The sequence below is a fragment of the Winogradskyella sp. genome (genome assembly GCF_965228925.1).
Taxonomy (GTDB): Bacteria; Bacteroidota; Bacteroidia; order Flavobacteriales; family Flavobacteriaceae; genus Winogradskyella.
The window spans coordinates 4595361-4617386 of sequence record NZ_OZ245845.1 but is presented as its reverse complement, the minus strand read 5'-3'; the positions used below and the strand labels follow the sequence as shown (position 1 = coordinate 4617386).

2 protein-coding genes are annotated in these 22026 nt (G+C 42.1%); both read left to right on the top strand.

Annotated features, from left to right (window positions below; translation table 11 throughout):
- The first annotated feature begins 191 nt into the window (after positions 1–191).
- Positions 192–9653 (top strand): BspA family leucine-rich repeat surface protein, encoded by a 9462-nt coding sequence (locus ACO052_RS19255; RefSeq protein WP_422105426.1) that lies wholly within the window; start codon positions 192–194, stop codon positions 9651–9653.
- A 156-nt stretch (positions 9654–9809) separates the two neighbouring features.
- A complete protein-coding gene (locus tag ACO052_RS19250) occupies positions 9810–21998 on the top strand; it encodes a BspA family leucine-rich repeat surface protein (protein WP_422105424.1) in 12189 nt (4062 codons plus the stop codon).
- Positions 21999–22026: the final 28 nt, after the last annotated feature.

The window sequence follows — 22026 nt, the reverse complement described above, 5'->3', positions numbered from 1 at the left end:
TAGCAAAATACCGTTGTATATTTAAAAGGGGTAAGGTACAACGGCATTAACCTCCGTGACTGAAACGTTGCGGAGGTTTTTTTATGAGTAAAACCAAACTACGTATCACTACGTAATAAATACGAGTCGGCTCTTATTTGCCATGCCAAGACTTCAAAATACCTTGTTGATGATTTTAAAATACGATCATCATGATTAAGAAAACCCCTTTATTTGTTCTATTTGGACTCGTTTTTTTTGTGCAATCTTGGGCACAAACCTGCGGAACACCAAATAATATTAGTCAAAACATCACAGATGGAATACCAAATGCTGGAGATTACTATGCCTGGTTTCAACCATTTGTTACAGATTGTAACGGCGCGATTGATCATATTAGCGTTTGGTACAAAACATCATCCAATCGAACGGCGACTGTCCTTATATTGGAAGGTTCTAACCCAATAGAAGCCTCCTCCAATATTCTAACCAGCTTTATTCACACGTTTACAGAAGCTGGTGTAGCGCCAGATTTTGAACCAGTGCGTACCGATATTTCAATTCCAGGAAATGTCAATCTCTCTGCTGGACAGACCTATGCATTCGCTTTCATATTTGATCCGGATGCCTTTGTTTCATTTAGCGTAGCCAATGACAGTTTTGACGATGGAGATATGTACTGGGTAGAGAGTAGAGGCTCTGCTACATGGATTGAAGCACAAACCGTTAGCACGCCGTCACAACCGGTGGATTTGCGTTTTCAGGTTGCGTTTAAAAATCCAAGCCCCTACGTAATGTGCCGAGAAAATCGTTCTTTTGCTCTAGGCGCTGATGGTACGGTTAATATCACCTTTGGTCAAATGACTGCAGGGAGTGGTGCATCAGATGGGGAAAGTTTGGTGATTCAAACGGTAAGTCCAAACTTTTTCGATTGTGATGATATTGGACCTCAAAATATAAGCCTTACTGTTCAAGATACCTCAGGGCAAAATGCATTCTGCAGCACAACCATTACTATTACAGATGGTGAAGACCCTGTGCTAACCTGTCCCGATGATATTACATTCAATACGGACCCAGGAGTGCCGGCAATTGTCACCTATGATACACCAACCTACTCGGATTGCTCTCCAGTAGGAGATTTTGATGGTTTTACGTACATAGGAATGAGGGATGATAAGTTCTTTTATGTGTCTAACAATTATGAGAGAGCTGACCTCGCCTTTGACCAAGCAGAGGACTTAGGAGGGCATGTCGCTACCATAATCGATGAAGAGCACAACAATTTTATAAGGAATGCAGTCAATGATATTCATGGTGATGAAAGTATCTTAATTGGATACAATGATGCAGCCACAGAGGGCGCCTTTGTTTGGCACGATGGAAATACGAGTATAAGCTATGACAACTGGGCACCAAGTCAACCTAACCAATCGGGAAATCGAGACCATGCCTTAATTACTGGCACTGGTATTTGGGTCAGTTCTAATTTTACTGTACGACGTCCATATATTCTACAACTCACAGAGGCACCTACGACACTTACACCTATATCAGGACTCCCCTCAGGAAGCGTGTTCCCAGTAGGTACAACTACAAATACCTTCGAAGTTGTTGACGCTTATGGAAATGTAGGGACTTGTTCTTTTGATGTTACCGTAGTGCAAAATCCATTCGAAACATTGGTTGAACTTGATGGTGGAAAACTGACAATTACGGATGTCGAAAATGATTCGGACGACCAAATTACTTTATCCAGTGATGGCACGACACTTACGATTAGTAATTTAGTGCTGGCTACGGCATCTGGTGATGGTGTGGTGCTAACAGATTTTGCGACGGTGACCGTACCCATTGCTAATATTACCAATGGTATAGAATTCATTGCTGGCAATGGCGATAATAGTATTAATTTTTCTACCGATCTCACCTTAACGGGCAGTAATAATGATATTATGCTTAGCGGATTGGGATTGGGAACAGATATTTTAGATGGTTTTGCCTTTCAGAATAGTGGTCATCTCAATATTGGGGGCGATTTTATAATCACAAGCAGTCCAGATGCTAAAATTCTAATCGGTGAACTTACGGCAGTTAACTTAAATATCTCGGATGCGTTTTCTGTTGAAGTTCCCAGTAGCCCTTTGCCGATCACCATTTCAGGGCAAACCGATATGGAGATAAGTAGTGCGCTTCAGCTTACTGGAAATGCAATCCATACGTTTTTGGGAACCGCTAACTTAGAGGCGGCATCGATTGATTTTAACGCTATAGGTCCTCTAAATTTAGGAACCGTAACGACCACAAGTGATTTTGCGATACTGGTAAATGTCGTCAGTGCAGCTCTTGGAGATTTAACGCTAACAGGGGATATCGTAACGGCCGGAGACTCCGACCTCCTTTTGAGAGGAGATACCATTAATCAATCTGCAGGGACGATTACAACGGACATATTATTCCTTAGAGGCAACCTAAGTGGTGAAACAGTGGCTACATTATTTGGAGACAACGATGTTAATACAATTGAAGTACCAACAGGAAGCGCCTTAGAAACCATTATTTTTAATGATATTGATGATTTGGAAATAGGCAGGTTTACGGTGGAAGCCGCTACATTATTTGGTACGACAATTAACCTAACAGAGGCTACGGAAATCACTAAAAACGGAACAGGCAATCTCTCAATTTTAAGTTCAGGTGCTTTAAATATCACCAACACTGATGTCGGTTCGCCGGCCTCCATTACACATAATGGGGGAAACATTGAGTTTGAAGGGACTAATATTCTAGTTGAAAAATTAAGTTATCAGGGCCTAACCGGGACCACTACGCGATTCTTGAGCCCTACCACCTTTAATAATGTCGATTTGTCATTAGAATTTGGCACCTTAAAAATTCAGGCGCCAGTGAATATAACCTCAAGTGATATTCAAATTATTGACGCACTTTTAATTGATGACGCTGACGGGATTTTATCGGGAGCCGGTCGTTTTATTGGCGGTTCAACAACAGTTGAGCAAGGCGGAACTATCGCGCCAGGCAATGGCACAACCCCATCAACTTTAATCGTGCGAAGTGTTGAATTTAATGATGGAACATTTGCACCATATATAGATAGCGACAGCGCGTTTGATCAATTAAATGTAGTGGGTACGGTAACCTTGACCAATGCGGACTTTGTACCAACAGGAGATTTTAGTATGGATTCGGGTATCGAGGAGATTGTGCTTATCAATAACAATGGAACCGATGCCGTTGTAGGCACCTTTAATGGATTTCCTGAAGGAAGTCAAGTCACACTACCAGGTTCAAGCGATATCATTACCATTAGTTATACAGGAGGCGATGGCAATGATATCACGCTATCAAAAGATCTGCAAGCACCTGTGATGACCTGTCCTGGTGATGTGACCATTGATTGTGCTGATGCCGCTAAGGTTTTTGCTATTGGTGTTGGCCAAAACACGCCTGTTGATATTCCAGATAATGACGATACAGGGATTACAAGTGTCGCTAATATTACAGGCATAGATGCTGATTTAGAGGTTATTGAAATTACGGTACAAACAGCCGTTAATCATAGTTGGATTGGAGATTTGTATATGGATCTTACAGCGCCGAATGGGGAAACAGTCGTATTATTTGCTGAGTCGCTGAATGAGAACAGTAATTTGAATGCCGACTTCCCTATTGTATTTACGGATGCTGCAACGACGCCCGCCATTGATATAGGCAATACAATTAGTGGTTTTGATGCCGTTTGCGAAGTTGATAATATTTGTGAATATACGGCCATGGAAGGTGTGGATGCCTTTGCCCAACTTATTGCTGAAATCAATACGAACGGAAGTTCATTTAATGGCGATTGGACCTTAAGTCTTCGTGATGACATAGGAGATGATACGGGTAACTTAGTGTCTTGGCAGTTGAATATAACGGCTAATGATCCCGGTGCAGTTTCAGGTGCAGTTAATTCAGATCCATCGGCTACTGGTTTTGCTACGGCGATAGATAGTTGTAATTTGCCTGACTGTACACCAACCATAAACTATGAAGATAGTGTGGTAGACGGTTGCGGAATTTCTGAGGTCATTACTCGAACATGGACAGCCACAGATGCCTCTGGAAATTCAAGTTCTTGCGTTCAAACAATAACAATTACCGATATGGCGCCTCCAATAATCGATTCATGTTCCGAAGATATTTTATTCAAATTGGCGCCAGGTGAATCCGATGCTATTATAACTTACGATTTACCGACAGCAAGCGATATATGTGGCGATGTTACCGTCTTACAAACGGAAGGTTTAGATTCGGGAGAGACCTTCCCAGAAGGAATTACAACCAATACCTTCTCCATTACAGATGCCTGTGGTAATGAAACCATTTGCTCCTTTACGGTAACGGTAACGGTACCAGAGACTTTGGTTGAATTTACAGGTGGAAAGCTCACGATTACAGATGTTAATGGTGGTACTTCAGATGATGATCTCTTTCTTTCAAATTTTGCATCACCACTATTAACAATTAGTAATTTAACGCCTCCAGTAGAGGTGTTAGGCGATGTTACCGTGATCGATGAAACGACGGTATCCGTACCCTATACCGATATTACCAATGGTATTGAATTTGTTGCTGGTGATGGCATCAATAAAGTGACCATGTCAGAAATATTTATTTTAACTGGGGAAACTAATGATTTAAAGTTTGATAATTTACAAGCTTTCACTGTCATTGGATTTATAAATACCGAAGGCGATGTAGAGATTACAGGCAACGGTAATTTAAATCTCAATATCGGGCCATGGACGGTACAAAATCTTTATGTGGATAATGTACGTACTATTCAAGATCAACCCGGTCCAGGAATTACAGTTTCCGGTACGACTAATTTAAGAGCGTCAGATGAGATTGCCATCAATGACGGCGAAGGGTTTCATGAGTTTAATGGCCCTGTTACCTTAGAAGCGGGTAGAATTACCTTCTCTGCTGGTTCAGATCTTATATTCAATGAAGTTACGATCATAGCAACAGACGCCCTTGAAAACTATTTAGTGGCATCTCCTGGAACCTTAACCTTAGATGGTAACATCAATATCACTGAAAGAACGACCAACTTATTCTTAGCCAGTAATGATGGAATTGCACAACAAAGCGGAATCATTAATGAGTGTTTCCTAATTCTACGTGGCGATGGTTCGGGTAATGCCACATTGGAAGGTGCAAATACTGTTGCGGCGCTTGCCGTAGCAAACCCCTTTAATGCTGATGAAAGTGCATTTGGTAACCTGTCTTTTACAAATGCCGTCAATATGTTTTTAGCAGATATTATTGTAGACGAATTTACATTGACTGCACCAGAATTTGATCTAGAGCCCGATTTTACTAGTATCACTAAAAACGGTTCTGGAGAAAGTAATTTCAACGCCAATATGGATATGAATCCTGGTACTATTCCAGCAAGGGTCATTTTTAATCACAATGCAGGAACTATTAACTTTAATGGTACTGTAAATGATTTTGATGGTCTTTTAGATTATAATGGCACCAATGCAGGTATTACTCATTTTAGTGGTACAACAACAGTGGATCCCGATATCACCCCAACCTTTGGAAGTTTAAATAGCACGGGAACATTCATCACTAGAAGAGGAGTTATTGGTATTTTAAATGAAGCGCGATTTAGCGGCAGTTCCTCGGTACTAAAAGGCGAAGCATTTCTCTCATCGGGTCCAACGATTGTTGAAAATGACGCAACCATAACACCCGGGAACGTTAACGATGTGTCATTACTGCTTTTTAGTGATTTAACCATTTCTTCAGCAACTTATGCGCCAGTAATTGAAGGTAATGATGAATATGATGCCCTTGAAGTGCTGGGTGCGGGTACAATTACTTTAGACAATGCCAATTTAGCACCCATAGGAGGATACACTGTTCAAGAAGGTGATGAGCTTGTTATCATTACTAATAATGGTCCAAGTGCTGTATCAGGAACCTTTAATAACCTTCCTGAGGGTGCTGAGGTAACTTTTGGCGACTTTGATGGCATTATTAGTTATATCGGGGGTGATGGTAACGACGTGGTCTTGAAATACAATTATTTTAAAGATGCTTTTATAACGACTTGGAAGACCGATAATTCGGGCAGTAGTGCGGACGACCAGATTACCATCTTTACGGATAATAGCTTAACTTATGACTTCGCCATTGATTGGGGTGACGGAACCTTTCAAACAGACGTTACTGGGAATATAACACATACCTACGATACGGCAGGGACTTATACGATTCGCATACGAGGCCTCTTTCCTAGGTTTATATCCAATGGTAATATTAGCGGCGATGCCGAAAAATTGATCAGTATTGACGAATGGGGCGCTAACCTATGGAGTTCTTTCGATGGCGCCTTTTATCAATGTGAAAATATGGATCTAGCGGCAACAGATAGTCCTGATTTAACCAATGTCACTTCACTATATTCCATGTTTTCTGGTTGTGATGCCTTAATAGGTAATGATTCCATGAATAACTGGGATGTGAGTCAGGTTCAGGAAATGAACTTTATGTTTTCAGGAGCTACCAATTTTGATGCTGATATATCAGACTGGAATACAAGTCAGGTACAATCCATGTATAGCATGTTCCAAGATGCCACAAATTTCAATCAGGATATTTCAGGTTGGAATGTAGGTCAGGTGACCGATATGGCGTGGATGTTCAAAGGCGCTAAACGTTTTAATCAACCTATTGGAAATTGGAATGTAAGTAACGTTGCTAAAATGAGCTATATGTTCAACAGTGCAGAAGACTTTAATCAAGAGTTGAACAGCTGGAATGTGAGTCAGGTTGAGCAAATGAATTTCATGTTTTCAGAAGCTTCTAATTTCAATGGTAATATATCAAACTGGAATCCAGCACAAGTTACTAACATGTATGCCATGTTCGATGATGCCATAAATTTCAATCAGAATATATCAGGTTGGAATGTGGGTCAGGTGACCACTATGGCTTATATGTTCGATGGTGCTACGCTTTTTAATCAACCCATTGGCAATTGGGATGTCTCTAATGTTCAAAGTGCAGATGACATGCTTATAGGCACGGCTTTTTCTTCAGGAAATTATGACGATCTATTAATTAGCTGGAACCAGTTGACCCTGCAAGATCATGTGAACTTCGGTACCGATGCTGGTCTGTGTCTTGGAGAATCCGCAAAACAGAACATTATTACCAATCACAATTGGAGTTTTACCGATGGCGGTGTGGATTGTGGGGCTGCTTTTATTACCAAATGGCAAACAGATAATGTCGGAACATCGGCAGCTAATGAAATTACCATTGCAACAGCGGCTTCGTTGGGAACGACCTATGACTACAGTGTGGATTGGGGCGATGGTACCATCACCTACAATCTTACGGGTGATGCAACACATACCTATACAAACGCAGGATTATATACGGTTAAGATCTATGGAGATTTCCCACATATATATATCAAAAATGAAGGGGACCGCTTAAAGCTTGTAGAAATAGAACAATGGGGTGATATCGCTTGGAGCTCCATGGACAGGGCATTTCAAGGTTGTCAGAACTTAGTCATATCAGCAACAGACGCCCCTGATTTATCAAATGTTACCGACATGGAACGTATGCTTCAGGATGCTGGGACTAATATTGATATGGATCTTTGGGCGGATATCACGAATTGGGATGTTAGTCATGTTCAGGACATGTCTTCGCTCTTCAGAGATTCGAACTTTAACCAAAATATTGTATCATGGAACGTAGGTAATGTAACCAATATGTTCAGCATGTTTTTAGGTGCTAATAGTTTCGATCAGGATGTTTCTGGCTGGGATGTGAGCCAAGTACAAAATATGCGTGATATGTTTAGAAATGCCACTAATTTTGATCGCAACTTAGGCGCCTGGGATATTTCAAGCTTACAATCCCCTACCATGCAAGGTATGCTCTTTAATACGGCATTGTCTACCGAAAATTATGACAATACGCTTATCGGATGGGCCACCTTAGAGGCTGGTGAGGCCCAAATTCCAATAAATGTCAACTTCAATGCCGGTAATAGTCAATATTGTTTGTCTGAAACACAACGACAAGATTTAATTGATACCTACGGCTGGAGTATTGCAGATGGTGGTTTCGATCCGAGCTGTACAACTGATGTTTTGGTATCGCCGAAAGTATATTTACAGGGCGCGTCCATTAATCCGATCAGTGGCGAGGAGAGTTTAATGCGCGATGATCTTAGAGTCAATGGGCTATTTCCACTAAGTACACCTTATGGCGATGGCGTGACGATCGATGCTTCCGTATTAACCACAACAGGCTCGGATGCCATTGTGGATTGGGTTTGGGTAGAACTCCGCAATCAAACGGATAACAGTATCGTTATTGATAGCCAATCGGCTTTGCTACAGCGCGATGGCGATGTGGTAGGATTAGATGGTATATCACCCTTGGCCTTTGACCAACCCGAAGATAGATATTATGTGGTGATTAATCACCGTAACCATATCGGTATCATTACGGCAGCACCACAAACCTTGAGCACAACAACAAGCCTTGTGGATTTAACGGCCGATCCAGCATCGGTAGAAGGCGGTGCCAATTCCGTTATCCTATTGTCTAATGGTTTCTACGGCATGTACACAGGTGACTTCGATAGCAATGCGCAGATACAGAATACGGATGCTAATGCGGTGATCCAATTGATCGGTGGTGCAGGTTATGAAGACGCGGATATGGACATCAATACACAGATTCAAAATACGGATGTTAACGTATTGATTAATCCTAATATCGGACGTGGTGAGCAGTTTAGTAGACCAAGCATTACTTCCGAAATGTTATCAACTGATGTCACTGTGGCCTTTGCCAATGCACAGATCACCGATGACGGTATGGACAATTACTACGAGGCTGATATTGTGATATCGGGAACCACGGACTTTTATATAGGCTCGGGTCAGGTATATCTGGAATACAATACGGCAGCCTTTGGCGAGAACGTAGCGACGAATAACAGCATAGAGTATAGCCAACCGGATGGTACTATCTTGGGCTATAGCTTCGGGGCCTTTTCACCGGCTTACAGGGACTTTGTGCAGAACGACAATACGACCTCAAGGGTGTCGCTGTCCTTCCAGCAGAACATTGGGCTGGCCGGTTTGGAGACGGCACCGGAGCTAGCGATTACTTCGACGCCAAAGGTCTTGTTCCATATCAAGATCCGCTATGTGGATAGCAGTGCGGATGCCGATATCTGTTTCTACACCGATGGCGTGTTCCAGGACCAGTTCTTTACGGCCTGTGGTGGAACGGCTACGGCCGATTGTACCAATACACCGGGTGTACAGATTACCAACGACACCTATGACTGTTCGGAGGCAGGCGTGGCGACCTTGGGTATCACTAACCTTGAGGCCAGTGAAATCCGCTTATATCCTAATCCGGTAAGTACCAGCTTTAAAATCAAAGGCTTGACCTCGACCTACCAAGTAAAGATCTACGATGTCAACGGCCGATTAATCGTGGAAGATGAGCGTAGTGACGAACAGCCAATCGATATGAGCGATTATGATAATGGAGTCTATCTGGTAGAGATTAGCAACCATAGAGGCACGGTCATCAAACGTCTTATTAAGAAGTAAACAAAAGAGAACATATAATTCCCGTGTCCGTAAAGGCACGGGAATTTTTAGGTCCATCATGGACTTACGTACCACCACGTAATAAATACGTGTCGGCTCTTATTTCGTATCCCTAAGGTTGACGATACCTTGCTCATGATTTAAAATACGACAATCATGACTGTGAAATCCCCTGTGTTTTTACTAATAGGACTTCTATTTTTTGTACAATCTTATGCCCAAACCTGTGGCACTCCAGATAATATTATTCAAAATATTACTGATGGGTCAAATGTTGAAGGTGACCAATTTGCCTTTTATCAAAGCTTTGTGCCTGACTGTGACGGGATATTAGACAGTTTTACAGTTTGGCGTAAAAATTTTATCGAACGCGAGGCAAATATTTTTATTGCTCAAGGTGCAGATCCTAACAGCAGTACCATTTTGAGCAATTTTTCCTTTACTTTAGCGGCTACAGAGATTTCGTTCCCTGCGGTCCATGAAGAGACAACGGTTCCAATCCCCGATACTATTAATCTTTTGGCAGGAGAGACCTATGCCTTTGTCATCGTGGTCCCTGACGGCGCTATTATAAACTTTAATCTTTCCTCATTGGATTCCTACCCAGATGGTGAGGTATTTTGGGTAGATACCGGTTCTACAACTTGGGAGGAAGCTTCTACTGCTGGAGGGATTACTGGCCTTATTGACTTTCGTTTTCGTATCAATTGGCGTGATCAAGGACCCTATGTCATGTGTAGAGAAAATCGTTCCTTTGCCCTAGGAGCAAGCGGTACGGTTAATATCACATTCGGCCAAATGACTGCGGGAAGTGGTACTTCAGATGGAGAAAGCCTGATATTTCAAACGGTAAACCCCAACTTCTTTACTTGCGATGATATAGGGCCCCAAACAGTGACCTTGAGAGTAGAGGATTCCTCAGGGCAAAGTGCTGCTTGTAGTACGACCATAGAAATTATAGATAACCGGGCCCCAGAATTAACCTGTCCCGAAGATATAAGTATGACCTTAAACCCTGGTGATCCTTTACCGATAGTGCGTTATGAGCCTCCCGCTTACTCCGATTGTTCTATTGTACCACCAGATGGCTTTACCTATTTGGGTGCTCGTGATGATAAATTCTATTACGTATCTGATAGTTATGAGCGATGCGACTTAGCCTTTGCACAAGCAGAAGCCTTAGGCGGTCGTGTTGCTACCATAATAGATGAAGAGCTCAATACTTTAATTAGAACGGGTGTCGATGCTATTTTTGGAGATGAGAGCGTATTGATAGGCTATAATGATGTGGATACAGAAGGCGCCTTCGTTTGGCATGATGGCAATACCACTATAACCTATGAAAACTGGTTTGCTAGTCAACCTAATCAATCAGGGAATCGAGACTACGCCTTATTATCTAGTAATGGTGATGGTGGTTGGATTTCTACATTTGCTGTCACACGACGTCCATATATTTTACAACTTACAGGGCCGACGACGATACCCACCACAGGACTCCCTTCAGGAAGTGAGTTCCCTCTGGGAACCACAACCATTACCTATAACGTTTCAGATTTAAGTGGCAATACATCGTCTTGTAGTTTTGATGTCATTATCGATAGAATTCCAGCAGAAACCTCCGTAGTATTAGTTGACGGTAAACTAATCATTACAGATATTGAGAATGATTCTGATGATCAAATTACCTTTTCGAGCGATGGTACCACACTGACGATCAGTAATTTGGTGCTACCAAATGTTTCAGGAGGTCCTACCTTATTCGATACCACTACAGTAACGGTTCCAATAACAGCTATTACTGCAGGGATTGAGTTCAATGCCGGTAATGGTGATAATACGGTAACATTCGCTAATGACCTTTCGCTAACAGGAACTACTAACAGCATTGTTTTAAACGATATAAACAGCTATTCACAAACAGGTGGTATAGCTATTGAAGGCGATCTCACCATCAATGGCATTACAGGTGGAGATGTGACTTTGTTTTCCCTCAACGCCAGAAATCTATTGATTACAGGTGTTGACCGTATAAGGGATAATGATTCCTCGGTAATGAATATATCAGGAACAACTACCTTACAAGCCATTGAGGATATAGTTTTTGATGCTGCGATATTCGATAATGATGTACAATTAGCAGGATTGGTTACTATAGAAGCTCCAGGTGTAATCTTTGCGGCAACGGGAAATCTCACCTTTGGGACAGTAACCACCACAGGGACGGATAGTGACATATTAAATTTCCTAACGGCTACCCAAGGCAACATAAGCTTAACAGGTCCGGTGCAGACGGGTGGGGATTCCAATATAATGCTAAGAGTATTACAAGGAGATCTTATTGAGCAAAGCGCTTCTGGTACGATCACGACCAATAGACTCTCTTTGGAAGGCAATCCATCAGGGACCACTGATATTATATTAAACCTAGCCAATAACAATGTGGCAGCGCTTGAGGCTAAAAATTCAAGTCGACCTGTGGCGACCCTTAATTATGAAGATATTAATACCATAGAACTACAAGAAATCATAGTAGACGAACTAGTGTTAACGGCCAACACCATTACACTTTCTGAAAATACCATCTTTAATAAAAATGGATCGGGTATAAGTGAATTCAATGGTAATGTTACCATCACAACTACGGATGTGGCGAATCCCGCCGTCATTACTCATAATGCAGGGACGCTTAACTTTAATGGTACAACCCATCATCTCGATGGCGCTTTAGAATACAACGCCAGTATTGGAGTCACAACCAATTTTAATGGCACAACAACGTTGAGTACCACTGGAATTACATCCACCTTTGGAGTTTTAAATAGTTCAGGGACTTTTATTGTAGACAGCTTTACTAGTATTTTAAATGAAGGCCGATTCAGCGGTGCGTCGACTGTATTGAAAGGTCGAGGTTCACTTTCTGGAGCACCAACAATCGTAGAGAATGACGCTACACTTACACCAGGAGGAATTGGGGATGTCGCCTCACTGTCTTTGAATGACTTAGCAATTTCTTCGGCAACGTTTGCGCCAGTGATTGAAAATGATGATGATTATGATTTCCTACAGGTGCAAGGTGCGGTAACTTTGACTAATGCTACTTTGGAACCAATCACGGGAACAGAGACCTTTGGAAGTCTTCCGATGGTACTAATCAACAATGATGGGACGGATGCTGTTGTAGGGACATTTAACGGCTATCCAGAAGGGAGTACCATTACTTTTGGTAATTTTGAAGGCGTCATTAGTTATATAGGTGGCGACGGGAACGATGTGGTTTTAACTTTGGTCGAAACGACTGTTGACTTTTCTGGAGGTAAGCTTACGATTACCGATACAAATGGCGCCATTTCTGACGATCAAATTTCATTATCCAGTGATGGCACGACCTTAACCATCAGCAACCTTATAGCGCCTGTACAGGTGATTGGAGGACCAACGCTTGTAGATGCCACTACCGTTACGCTACCATTGATAAATTTGGTATCAGGGATTGAATTCAACGCAGGTAATGGCGATAATACGGTAACATTTGCGAATGACCTTACACTAACAGGGACGACTAACAGTATCACTCTAAATGATATAAGGAGTCATTCACAATCAGGAATTATAGATATTGAAGGTGACTTCACCATCAATGGAAATACCGGTGGAACAGTCTCATTGTTTTCACTAAACGCCAGAAATTTATCCATTACAGGTGTTGATCGCATCTCTGATGCTGGATCTACAGTAATGAATATATCAGGAACCACGACCTTGCAAACGCATTTTAGCATTAACTTAAATTCTGCAGTATTCAACAACAATGTACAATTTGCAGGACTCGTTAATATAGAAGCTTCGGGCATCATATTTATCGCAACAGGAGATCTCACGCTAGGAACAGTAACCACCACAGGAACCGATAATTCAATATTAAATAGCCTATCCTCTTACCAAGGCAACATAAGCTTAACAGGGCCAGTGCAGACAGCAGGGGATTCTGATCTTCGGCTAAGAGCATTACAAGGAGATCTTATTGAGCAAACCGCTTCGGGTACCATCACAACAAATAGGCTCACTTTTGAAGGGAATCTATTAGGAACCACTAATGTTGAATTGAATCTTGCCAATAACGATGTGGCATCGCTTGAGGTTAAAAATTCTAGTAGACCTATAGCGACGCTTAATTATACAGATAGTAATACCGTTGAGCTACAAGAAATCATAGTCGACGAACTATTGCTAACAGCTAGTGATATTGCGCTTTCTGAAAACACCATACTTGCTAAAAATGGATCTGGAATAAGTCATCTCAATGGAAATGTCAGCATCACAGCAATAGATGTGGCTAATCCCGCTGTTATTAATCATAATGCTGGGACCATTAATTTTAACGGTACAATAAATGATTTTGATGGCGCTTTAGATTATAACGGTAGTAGTACAGTTACTACCAATTTTAGTGGAACGACAACATTGAATACCAGTATCACTCCAAACTTTGGAACTATAAATGGAACGGGGACATTTATTGTAGACAGCTTCACTAGTATTTTGAATGAAGGCCGATTTAGCGGTGTGTCGACTGTATTGAAAGGTCGAGGCTCCCTTTCAGGAGCACCGACCATTGTAGAAAACGATGCAACACTTACGCCAGGAGGGATTGGTAATGTGGCCACTCTAGCTTTAAATGATCTGTCCATTACTTCGGCAACGTTTGCACCTGTAATAGAAAATAGTAATACCTATGACGCGCTAACCGTATTTGGTACAGTCACTTTAGATAATGCCAATTTAGCGCCTTTAGGAGGCTATACCGCACAACGTGGCGATGAGGTCATTATCATTGACAACGACGGTGACGACGCCGTCATAGGAACCTTTAATAACCTTCCTGAGGAGGCTGAGGTAACTTTTGGCGACTTTGATGGCATTATTAGTTATACCGGGGGTGATGGTAACGACGTGGTTTTGAAATACAATTATTTTAAAGATGCTTTTATAACGACTTGGAAAACCGATAATTCGGGCAGTAGTGCGGACGACCAGATTACCATCTTTACAGATAATAGCTTAACTTATGACTTCGCCATTGATTGGGGTGACGGGACCTTTCAAACAGACGTTACTGGGAACATAACACATACCTACGATACAGCAGGGACTTATACGATTCGCATACGAGGCCTCTTCCCTAAGTTTATATCTAGCGGCGATGCCGAAAAACTGATCAGTATCGACGAATGGGGCGCTAACATTTGGAGTTCCTTTGATAGTGCCTTTTCTGACTGCGAAAATATGGATCTATTGGCTATGGACGTTCCTGATTTGTCTAATGTTACCACCTTATTTGGCATGTTTGACAACTGCCGATCGTTGGTGGGTAATCCTTCCATTAACAATTGGGATGTGAGTACCATAGAAAATATGCAACTTCTGTTTGTATCTGCCACAAATTTTAACCAACCCTTAGACAACTGGAACGTGAGCAATGTCACGACTATGAGCAGTATGTTTAATGGGGCCGAATCTTTTAATCAAGATCTTAACAGCTGGAATACCTCCCAAGTGCAATTTATGGACTTTATGTTCTTGGATGCCTTAGACTTTAATGGCGCTATTGGGAACTGGAACGTAGGCAATGTGGTGGACATGAGTTATATGTTCAACCGTGCGGAAGATTTCAACCAAGATTTAAACAGCTGGAATGTGAGCCAGGTTCAGGAAATGGATTTCATGTTCCTGGAGGCTACTAACTTTAACGGCAATATTTCTAGTTGGAACCCTGCACAGGTCATCACTATGAATGCCATGTTCCAAAATGCGGTGAATTTCAATCAGGATATTTCAGGTTGGAATGTGAGTCAGGTGATCACTATGGCTTATATGTTCAATGGTGCAACTAATTTTAATCAACCGATTGGTAATTGGGATGTCTCTAATGTTCAAACTGCAGACGACATGCTTATAGGGACGGCTTTTTCATCAGGAAATTATGACAATCTATTAATTCGTTGGAACCAGTTGACCCTGCAAGATCATGTGAACTTCGGTACCGATGCTGTTCTGTGTCTTGGGGAACCTTCGAAACAGAGCATCATTACCAATCACAATTGGAGCTTCACCGATGGCGGTGTGGATTGTGGGGCTGCCTTTATTACCAAATGGCAAACAGATAATGTCGGAACATCGGCAGCTAATGAAATTACCATTGCAACAGCGACTTCATTGGGAACAACCTATGACTACAGTGTGGATTGGGGCGATGGCACCTTCACCTACAATCTTACAGGTGATGCAACACATACCTATACAAACGCCGGATTATATACGGTTAAGATTAATGGGGACTTCCCGCATATGTATTTCAACAATGGAGGGGACCGCTTAAAGCTCGTAGAAATAGAACAATGGGGCGATATCGCATGGAGCTCCATGGACAGGGCATTTCAAGGTTGTCAGAACTTAGTCATATCAGCAACAGACGCCCCTGATTTATCAAATGTGACCGACATGGAACGTATGCTTCAGGATGCTGGGACTAATATTGATATGGATCTTTGGGCGGATATTTCGAATTGGGATGTAAGCCATGTTGAGGATATGTCTTCGCTCTTTAGGGATTCGAACTTTAACCAGAATATTTCCACTTGGATAGTGGATAATGTTTTAGATATGAAACGTATGTTTCAAAGTAATACGGCATTCAACCAAAATATTGCATCATGGAATGTAGGTCAAGTAACCAATATGTTCAGCATGTTTTTAAGCGCTAATAGTTTCGATCAGGATATTTCTAGCTGGGATGTGAGCCAAGTACAAAATATGCGCGATATGTTTAGGAATGCCACTAATTTTGATCGCAACTTAGGCGCCTGGGATATTTCAGGCTTACAATCCCCTACGATGCAAGGTATGCTCTTTAATACGGCATTGTCTGCCGAAAATTATGACAATACGCTTATCGGATGGGCCACCTTAGAGGCTGGTGAGACCCAAATTCCAATAAATGTCAACCTCAATGCCGGTAATAGTCGATACTGTGAAAGCGAATTTAAGAGACAGGAGTTGATCAGCAATTTTGGTTGGACTATTGCCGATGCTGGAAAAGTTTCGGACTGTGTCAACCCCAATAGCTTTATTACTTTATGGGAAACGACTTCGGCAAATCAGCGCATTTCGCTGGGAACAGGAACGAACTATTCCGTCAACTGGGGTGATGGTACCATTGAAGTTGGTCTTTCAGGTGACGCCATTCACGACTATATATCACCAGGGACCTACACCGTTTCCATTGTTGGAGATTTTGGAACCATCTCTATGAACCCCGAGTTATCCGACGTATCGGCACTTCAGGAGGTCCAACAATGGGGATCCATTAGGTGGAATTCATTAGCGGGTGCTTTTTACCAGTGTTCGAATTTAGAAGTAACGGCTTCAGATGTTCCTGACCTTTCCAATATCACGGACCTGAACGGCATGTTTTTGCAATGCACATCCCTTGTAGGGAACGATACCTTCAATCAATGGGATGTTTCGAACATTGAAAGTATGGAATTTATGTTCTGGGAAGCCACAAGTTTCAATCAATCCTTAGACCAATGGGAAGTGGGGAATGTCACTTCTATGAGAGAGATGTTTGTTGGAGCGACCAGTTTTGATCAAGATTTAGGAAGTTGGGATATTTCCAGTTTAACAGGTGCTAAGTATATGTTTTTAAATGCTGGTTTAGCAATAGAAAATTATGACGATACCCTAATAGGTTGGGCCACTTTAGATACCGCTAATGGAGAAACACAAATTCCAACAGGGATTAATTTTGATGGAGGAGACAGCCAGTACTGTGTGTCGGAAGCTAAAAGGTCTGAACTCATAAATACCTACGGTTGGACCATTGCAGATGCTGGTAGAGCTTTGTTGTGTTTCGAATCTAATAGTTTTGTCACTGTTTGGGAAACGACTTCAGATAATGAGAGTATCACCATCCCAACAACAGGTTCAGGCTATAATTATGCTATAGATTGGGGCGACGGTACCGTAGATATTGGAGTTACAGGAGATGCTACCCATGAATATGCAACCGCAGGAACTTACACGATTTATATTTCGGGGGATTTCCCTAGAGTCTACTTTAATGACCAGGGCGATAGAGCTAAGATTAAAGAGGTGCAACAATGGGGTGCCATAGCATGGACGAGTATGGAAAATGCCTTTTTGGGGTGTTTAAACTTGGAAGTGACAGCTTCAGATGCACCTGATTTATCTAATGCTAGCAGTTTAAGACAAATGTTTCGGCGCTGTGAGCATATGGTTGGGAACGCAAGTTTTGATACTTGGGATGTAAGTACCATTACCAACATGGAATCACTCTTTGAGAATGCCAGACATTTTAACCAACCTTTGAATAATTGGAACGTGTCAAATGTTAATAACATGTCTGCAATGTTCGATCGTGCTGCGGCCTTTAATCAGCCTTTGAATAACTGGGATGTCTCCAATGTAAGCAATATGATTTTTATGTTTTCGTTTGCTGGGGATTTCGATCAGGATATTGGGAATTGGGATATTTCTTCTGTAACAGATATGTATGATATATTCTCTGGAGCACAACTATCCATATCAAATTATGATAAGTTATTGATAGGTTGGTCGACACTAGATACCGGAGAAACTCAAGTCCCTTTAAATATCAACTTTAATGGGGGAAGTAGCCAATACTGCTTAGGCCAAAGTGCAAGAGAGGCCTTGACCGCTTCTACAGGATTCAACTGGACCATGAGCGATGGTGGCATTAACTGTACGGATGCCTTTATCACCGAATGGGACATCACTTCAGCAAACCAAAACATTAGTATAGGAATAGGAACAAATTATAACGTAGACTGGGGAGATGGCACCATTGAAGTTGGTCTCTCAGGTGCTGCCATTCACGAGTATATATCACCAGGGACCTATACCGTTTCCATTATTGGAGATTTTGGAACCATTTTTATTAGCCCTGAGGTATTCGATGTATCAGCACTTCAGGAGGTTCAACAATGGGGATCCATTACATGGGATTCATTAACAGGGGCTTTTTTCCAATGTTCTAATTTAGATGTAACGGCTTCAGATGTTCCTGACCTTTCCAATATCACGGACCTGAACGGCATGTTTTTGCAATGTACATCTCTTATAGGGAACGATACCTTCAATCAATGGGATGTTTCGAACATTGAAAGTATGGAATTTATGTTCTGGGAAGCCACAAGTTTCAATCAGCCCCTAGATGAGTGGAATGTAGGTAATGTTACTTCTATGCAAGAGATGTTTGGCGGTGCTATCAGTTTCGATCAAGATTTGGGGACTTGGGACATTTCCAGTTTAACGGATGCTAAGGATATGTTTTTTGATGCAGGCTTATCGACAGATAATTACGATACAACCTTAATAGGCTGGGCGACCTTAAATACCGCTGCCGGAGAGACGCAAATTCCCTCAAATATTACCTTTAATGGAGGTAATAGTCAATTTTGTTTATCAGAAGATGAGCGTCAAGAGCTTATAGATACCTATGGTTGGGGTATTACAGATGGAGGAGAAGCGACCTTGTGTTTCGATTTTAATAGTTTTGTTACCCTTTGGGAAACGACTTCCGATAACGAGAGTATCACCATTCCAACCACAGGTTCAGGATATAACTATAGCATAAATTGGGGAGATGGCACTATTGAAACCGATCTTACGGGAGATGCCACTCATGTATATGATGTCGCTGGTGAGTATGCCGTAAAGATTATAGGGGATTTCCCAAGAATTTATTTCAACTTCGGCGGAGACCGTTTAAAGATTAAGGAGGTTCAACAATGGGGAACCATGGAATGGACCAGTATGGATTATGCATTTACAGGTTGCAAGCATTTAGATATTACAGCTACAGATCTACCTGACCTATCCCAGGTAACGATTGCCGATGGCATGTTGGCGCTTTGTGAGAGCTTAGTGGGCAACACGAGTTTTAATGCTTGGGAAGTCTCCAACATAGAAACTATGGAAGGGATGTTTTTTGGAACTACGAACTTTAACCAGGACCTGAACAACTGGAACGTATCGGCCGTTGAAAACATGGCTTTTATGTTCGCTTCTGCCACTAACTTCAACCAAGATATTAGCAGTTGGAATGTGTCTTCCGTGACAACCATGAGATCAATGTTCTTTCAGGCTAGTAATTTTAATCAAAATATCAACAACTGGAATGTCTCGTCCGTACAAAATATGAGTGAGATGTTCTCCGAAATGAGCAATTATAATCAACCTCTAGACGCTTGGAATGTCTCTAGTGTCACCGATATGGAGGATATGTTTTCAGATGCGACCAACTTCAATCAACCCCTAAATACTTGGAATGTGGCCAATGTTGAAAAAATGAACAAAATGTTCTTGCGCGCTGAGAACTTCAATCAGCCACTAGACAATTGGATTGTATCTTCTGTTGAAAATATGGAATTAATGTTTAGCTTAGCTACAAGTTTTAATCAGGACCTCAGTAATTGGGATGTCAGTAATACGGCTAGTATGCAGCGCATGTTTGCCCATGCCACCAATTTTGACCAAGATCTTGGGGCTTGGGATATTTCTAGTCTAACGGGGTTTAACACTATGTTTACCAATGCAGGGGTATCCACTACCAATTATGACGCTACCTTAATTGGTTGGGCCACCTTAGATACTGGGGAAACACAAATCCCAACAGGGATTACCTTTAATGGGGGTAGTAGCCAATATTGTTTGTCGGAAGACAAGCGTCAAGAGCTTATAGATAGCTATGGCTGGAGCATTACAGATGGTGGTCTCGACCCAAGCTGTCCTACCGATATTTTGGTAGCACCTAAAGTGTATTTACAAGGCGCCTCCCTGAATGCAAATCTTGGCGAGGAAAGTTTAATGCGTGATGATCTTAGAGTCAATGGTTTGTTCCCGTTAAATACACCTTATAGCGATGGCCTAACTATTGATGCTTCTGTATTGACAGCAACAGGTTCTGATGCGATTGTAGACTGGGTCTGGGTACGCCTAATTCCTAGTGGCAGTGCTGTTCTTCCAGGTTTAATAGTTGGTAGTACCCGATCGGCCTTATTACAGCGGGATGGTGATGTGGTCGATATTGATGGTATATCACCACTCGCATTCAGCATATCAGAAGGGAACTACTTTGTTGTTGTAGAGCATCGTAACCATTTGGATATAAGAAGCGCCAATGCGGTGTCATTAACCAGTACGGTGACTGAAGTCGATCTGTCCTCAGAGCCTTCCATGGTCGAGGGTGGGGCCAATTCGGTCCTACTATTATCCAATGGGAACTACGGGATGTATACGGGCGATTTTGACGGTAATGCGCAGATTCAGAATACGGATGCTAACGCTGTCATCCAATTAATTGGTGGCGCAGGCTACGAAGACGCCGATATGGACATCAATACACAGATTCAGAATACAGATGTTAATGTACTGATCAGCCCTAACATCGGACGAGGAGAGCAGTTTAGTAGCAGACCAGGTGTAACTTCCGAAATGTTATCGACCGACGTCACTTTGGCCTTTGCCAATGCACAGATTACCAATGATGGTATGGACGATTACTACGAGGCCGATATCATGATATCGGGTACAACGGATTTCTACCTAGGCTCAGGTCAGGTGTACTTGGAATACAATACGGCAGCCTTTGGTGAGAACGTGGCTACGAATAACAGCATAGTATACAGCCAACCGGACACTACTATATTAGGCTACAGTTTTGGGACTTTCTCACCGGCTTATAAAGATTTTATACAGAACGATAATACCACGTCAAGAGTGTCATTATCCTTCCAACAGAATATCGCTTTAGCAGGTTTAGAGACCGCACCTGAGCTAGAGGTGACCTCGACACCAAAGGTCTTGTTCCATATCAAGATCCGTTATATGGATGTGAGTCAGGATGCAGGTGCGTGTTTCTACAATGACGGTGTGTTCCAGGATCAGTTCTTTACGGCCTGCGGCGGAACGGCCACGGCAGATTGTACCAATACACCGGGCGTACAGATTACCAACGATAGCTATGACTGTTCTGAAGCGGGTGTAGATACCTTGGGCATTAGCAGTCTTGAGACCGATCAGATACTATTATACCCTAACCCAACCAGCAGTAGTTTTAGTATCAAGGGACTGACCACAACAAGCCAGATACGTATCTATGATGTCAATGGCCGATTGATCCTAGAAGAGCAGTGCAGTGACGACCGCCCTATCGATATGAGCCATTACGACAACGGGGTCTATCTGGTAGAGATTAGCACTGAACGCGGTACACAGATTAAGCGACTGATTAAAAAATAGAATTAAATAGCTTATAAGACCTAGAAAT